Annotated in this window: 3 rRNA genes; all 3 read right to left on the bottom strand. The window is 55.6% G+C overall.

The features are described from left to right. Position 1: 1 nt before the first annotated feature. Positions 2–118 (bottom strand): 5S ribosomal RNA (gene rrf / locus AC6CH0_RS17735). Positions 119–346: 228 nt separating this feature from the next. Beyond that, positions 347–3,451, bottom strand: a 23S ribosomal RNA gene (locus AC6CH0_RS17730). A 463-nt stretch (positions 3,452–3,914) separates the two neighbouring features. Further along, positions 3,915–5,442: ribosomal RNA gene (locus tag AC6CH0_RS17725) — 16S ribosomal RNA — on the bottom strand. The 16S, 23S and 5S rRNA genes sit together here, the layout of an rRNA operon. Positions 5,443–5,627 lie beyond the last annotated feature (185 nt).

The raw sequence follows: 5,627 nt of genomic DNA, 5'->3' as shown, positions 1-5,627 counted from the left end.
TGTCCGGCGGTGTCCTACTCTCCCACAGGGTCGCCCCTGCAGTACCATCGGCGCTGCGAGTCTTAGCTTCCGGGTTCGGAATGTGTCCGGGCGTTTCCCTCGCGCTATGGCCGCCGAAACTCTTGCCACACCGCTGCCCGCCACAAACGTGTTGTGGGGTGGGTGTGTGGTCTCGGTGACCGCACCAACCCGGCTCGAACCCGGGGGTTCGGTTGGGTGGTGCGGGTATAACTGTGTTGAATTGTGTTGGGTTTCCGTCTGAAGGGAACCACAGAGTGGACGCGAGCAATCTTGGGCCACACACACGGCCTTTACATGAAATGTGTTCAAACGTGTGAGTGTAGTGATTGTCAAGTTATCGGCTTATTAGTACCGGTCAGCTCCGAGAGTCTTTAGTCCTCTCTTCCACATCCGGCCTATCAACCCAGTCGTCTGGCTGGGAGCCTCTCCCCCGAAGGGATGGAAATCTCATCTCGAGGCCGGCTTCCCGCTTAGATGCTTTCAGCGGTTATCCATCCCGAACGTAGCTAACCAGCGGTGCTCCTGGCGGAACAACTGGCACACCAGAGGTTCGTCCAACCCGGTCCTCTCGTACTAGGGTCAGATCCTCTCAAATTTCCTACGCGCGCAGCGGATAGGGACCGAACTGTCTCACGACGTTCTAAACCCAGCTCGCGTACCGCTTTAATGGGCGAACAGCCCAACCCTTGGGACCTACTCCAGCCCCAGGATGCGACGAGCCGACATCGAGGTGCCAAACCATGCCGTCGATATGGACTCTTGGGCAAGATCAGCCTGTTATCCCCGAGGTACCTTTTATCCGTTGAGCGACAGCGCTTCCACAAGCCACTGCCGGATCACTAGTCCCGACTTTCGTCCCTGCTCGACCTGTCAGTCTCACAGTCAAGCTCCCTTGTGCACTTACACTCGCCACCTGATTGCCAACCAGGTTGAGGGAACCTTTGGGCGCCTCCGTTACTTTTTGGGAGGCAACCGCCCCAGTTAAACTACCCACCAGGCACTGTCCCTGAACCGGATTACGGTTCGAAGTTAGATATCCAGAGTGACCAGAGTGGTATTTCAACATTGACTCCACCGACACTAGCGTGCCAGCTTCAAAGTCTCCCACCTATCCTACACAAGCCACACCGAACACCAATACCAAGCTGTAGTAAAGGTCACGGGGTCTTTCCGTCCTGCTGCGCGTAACGAGCATCTTTACTCGTAATGCAATTTCGCCGAGTTCGCGGTTGAGACAGCTGGGAAGTCGTTACGCCATTCGTGCAGGTCGGAACTTACCCGACAAGGAATTTCGCTACCTTAGGATGGTTATAGTTACCACCGCCGTTTACTGGGGCTTAAATTCTCAGCTTCGCCTTGCGGCTAACCGGTCCTCTTAACCTTCCAGCACCGGGCAGGCGTCAGTCCGTATACATCGTCTTGCGACTTAGCACGGACCTGTGTTTTTAGTAAACAGTCGCTTCCCACTGGTCTCTGCGGCCCTGCAGCGCTTCCCTCAGCTAGTGAGTTCACGCCTTAGGCCCCCCTTCTCCCGAAGTTACGGGGGCATTTTGCCGAGTTCCTTAACCACGATTCTCTCGATCTCCTTGGTATTCTCTACCTGACCACCTGAGTCGGTTTGGGGTACGGGCGGCTAGAACCTCGCGTCGATGCTTTTCTCGGCAGCATAGGATCACCAACTTTTTATCCGCATCGTGTCTCAGCCTTGATGAACCGCGGATTTGCCTACGGTTCGGCCTACGCACTTGCCCCGGGACTACCATCGCCCGGGATCGGCTACCTTCCTGCGTCACACCTGTTAATACGCTCACTCCACCAGATGGGGTCGCATGCCGCCTCACGATCGTCCCCGAAGGGATCCACGCGTCTTGGGATGCTTAGCACTCCTGATTTCATGTGGGCGGTTCTTCGCCGGTACGGGAATATCAACCCGTTGTCCATCGACTACGCCTGTCGGCCTCGCCTTAGGTCCCGACTTACCCAGGGCAGATTAGCTTGACCCTGGAACCCTTGGTCTTCCGGAGGACGGGTTTCTCACCCGTCTTTCGCTACTCATGCCTGCATTCTCACTCGTGTGGCCTCCACGGCTGGTTCACACCGCCGCTTCGCTGGCCACACGACGCTCTCCTACCCATCAACACGGCTGGACCACGAAGGCCTACCATTAATGTCAATGCCACAACTTCGGTGGCGTGCTTGAGCCCCGTTACATTGTCGGCGCGGAATCACTTGACCAGTGAGCTATTACGCACTCTTTCAAGGGTGGCTGCTTCTAAGCCAACCTCCTGGTTGTCTGTGCAACTCCACATCCTTTCCCACTTAGCACGCGCTTAGGGACCTTAGTTGGTGGTCTGGGTTGTTTCCCTCTCGACGATGAAGCTTATCCCCCACCGTCTCACTGCTGCGCTCTCACTTACCGGCATTCGGAGTTTGGCTGACGTCAGTAACCTTTTAGGGCCCATCGGCCATCCAGTAGCTCTACCTCCGGCAAGAAACACGCAACGCTGCACCTAAATGCATTTCGGAGAGAACCAGCTATCACGAAGTTTGATTGGCCTTTCACCCCTATCCACAGCTCATCCCCTCCATTTTCAACTGAAGTGGGTTCGGTCCTCCACGACGTCTTACCGTCGCTTCAACCTGGCCATGGATAGATCACTTCGCTTCGGGTCTAGGACCTGCGACTGAATCGCCCTATTCAGACTCGCTTTCGCTACGGCTGCCCCTCACGGGTTAACCTCGCCACAAATCACTAACTCGCAGGCTCATTCTTCAAAAGGCACGCTGTCACCCCAACAAGGAGGCTCCAACGGTTTGTAAGCAAACGGTTTCAGGTACTATTTCACTCCCCTCCCGGGGTACTTTTCACCTTTCCCTCACGGTACTTGTCCGCTATCGGTCATCTGGGAGTATTTAGGCTTATCAGGTGGTCCTGACAGATTCACGCGGGATTTCTCGGGCCCCGCGCTACTTGGGATACCTCTCCGGGCCGCCAGGCATTTCGACTACGGGACTCACACCCACTCCGGTCCGGCTTTCAATCCGGTTCGTCTATACCTGACGCGTCACCGTGACTGCACGGCAGTACAGTCCGAAAGGTCCCACAACCCCGACCATGCAACCCCTGCCGGGTATCACACATGGCTCGGTTTAGCCTCTTCCGCGTTCGCTCGCCACTACTGACGGAATCACTGTTGTTTTCTCTTCCTGTGGGTACTGAGATGTTTCACTTCCCCACGTTCCCTCTACCCGCCCTATATATTCAGGCGGGAGTCACCAGGTCACCCAAAGGGCCTGGCGGGGTTTCCCCATTCGGAAATCCTCGGATCACAGCTCGTTTATCAGCTCCCCGAGGCTTATCGCAGATTACGACGTCCTTCTTCGGCTCCAGATGCCAAGGCATCCACCGTTTGCTCTTAAAAACTTGAAATCACATGAGATCGAATCGTGCAACACCCGAAGGTGCTGCGAAATTGACCAGTGAACACACCAAACAACACCCCGAAGGATGCAATTCGGCGATTCACCTTTTGTGAAACAGGACCAAAGTCCCGTTTCTAAGATGCTCGCGTCCACTATGTAGTTCTCAACAGACGGCCAGAGCCCCCACCACCTACCGAATCAAAACCATCGGCATCAGTGAAGGCCTGAAGAAACCATCACCCCCACACCCCAAAAGGCGCAGAGTTGTCCGGTCCCTCAGGACCCAACAGCGTGCACGTGCCAGCCTCCCCCAACCAAACCCTTCCAACCCCGCAAGCGAGGCGTACTAAATCCAGCCGAAATCAACCAGCACCTATGTCAATGTTCCACCCATGAGCAACCAGCGAGCCACAAAGGACCCGATCTGGTCAGCACTGCGAAGACCCGAAGGCCTCCGAGTTGCTCCTTAGAAAGGAGGTGATCCAGCCGCACCTTCCGGTACGGCTACCTTGTTACGACTTAGTCCTAATCACCGATCCCACCTTCGACAGCTCCCTCCTTGCGGTTAGGCCACTGGCTTCGGGTGTTACCGACTTTCATGACTTGACGGGCGGTGTGTACAAGGCCCGGGAACGTATTCACCGCAGCGTTGCTGATCTGCGATTACTAGCGACTCCGACTTCATGAGGTCGAGTTGCAGACCTCAATCCGAACTGAGACCGGCTTTTTGGGATTCGCTCCGCCTTACGACATCGCAGCCCTTTGTACCGGCCATTGTAGCATGCGTGAAGCCCAAGACATAAGGGGCATGATGATTTGACGTCATCCCCACCTTCCTCCGAGTTGACCCCGGCAGTCTCATATGAGTTCCCACCATTACGTGCTGGCAACATACGACGAGGGTTGCGCTCGTTGCGGGACTTAACCCAACATCTCACGACACGAGCTGACGACAACCATGCACCACCTGTAACCGAGTGTCCAAAGAGTTCCACATTTCTGCGGCGTTCTCGGTTATGTCAAGCCTTGGTAAGGTTCTTCGCGTTGCATCGAATTAATCCGCATGCTCCGCCGCTTGTGCGGGCCCCCGTCAATTCCTTTGAGTTTTAGCCTTGCGGCCGTACTCCCCAGGCGGGGCGCTTAATGCGTTAGCTACGACACGGAAACCGTGGAAAGGTCCCCACATCTAGCGCCCAACGTTTACGGCGTGGACTACCAGGGTATCTAATCCTGTTCGCTCCCCACGCTTTCGCTCCTCAGCGTCAGTTACGGCCCAGAGAACTGCCTTCGCCATCGGTGTTCCTCCTGATATCTGCGCATTCCACCGCTACACCAGGAATTCCATTCTCCCCTACCGCACTCTAGTCTGCCCGTACCCACTGCAGGCCCGAGGTTGAGCCTCGGGATTTCACAGCAGACGTGACAAACCGCCTACGAGCTCTTTACGCCCAATAATTCCGGACAACGCTCGGACCCTACGTATTACCGCGGCTGCTGGCACGTAGTTAGCCGGTCCTTTTTCTGCAAGTACCGTCAAGGAGCAAGCTCCCCTTCTTCCTTACTAAAAGAGGTTTACAACCCGAAGGCCGTCATCCCTCACGCGGCGTTGCTGCATCAGGCTTGCGCCCATTGTGCAATATTCCCCACTGCTGCCTCCCGTAGGAGTCTGGGCCGTGTCTCAGTCCCAGTGTGGCCGGTCACCCTCTCAGGCCGGCTACCCGTCGACGCCTTGGTGAGCCATTACCTCACCAACAAGCTGATAGGCCGCGAGTCCATCCCAGACCGAAAAACTTTCCACCCAAAACCATGCGGTTCCAGGTCCTATCCGGTATTAGCACCGATTTCTCGGAGTTATCCCAGAGTCCAGGGCAGGTTACTCACGTGTTACTCACCCGTTCGCCACTAATCCACCCAGCAAGCTGGGCTTCATCGTTCGACTTGCATGTGTTAAGCACGCCGCCAGCGTTCGTCCTGAGCCAGGATCAAACTCTCCAAAAAAACTGGTTCCAACACCCCCGAAGGAGCATTGAGAGTATCAATCACTGACAGAGAAACAACTGACTACTTAATAATCAAATTGTCCATCAATCAAAGGAATCCCACCGATCCAAAAACCGGATGGGGTTCAAAAATTGGCATTGAACATAGTGCACGCTGTTGAGTTCTCAAGGAACGGACGCACC

Source organism: Agromyces sp. GQ35 (genome assembly GCF_059758475.1).
Note: the sequence above shows the minus strand (reverse complement) of the source record. Positions and strands in the feature narration are given on the sequence as shown.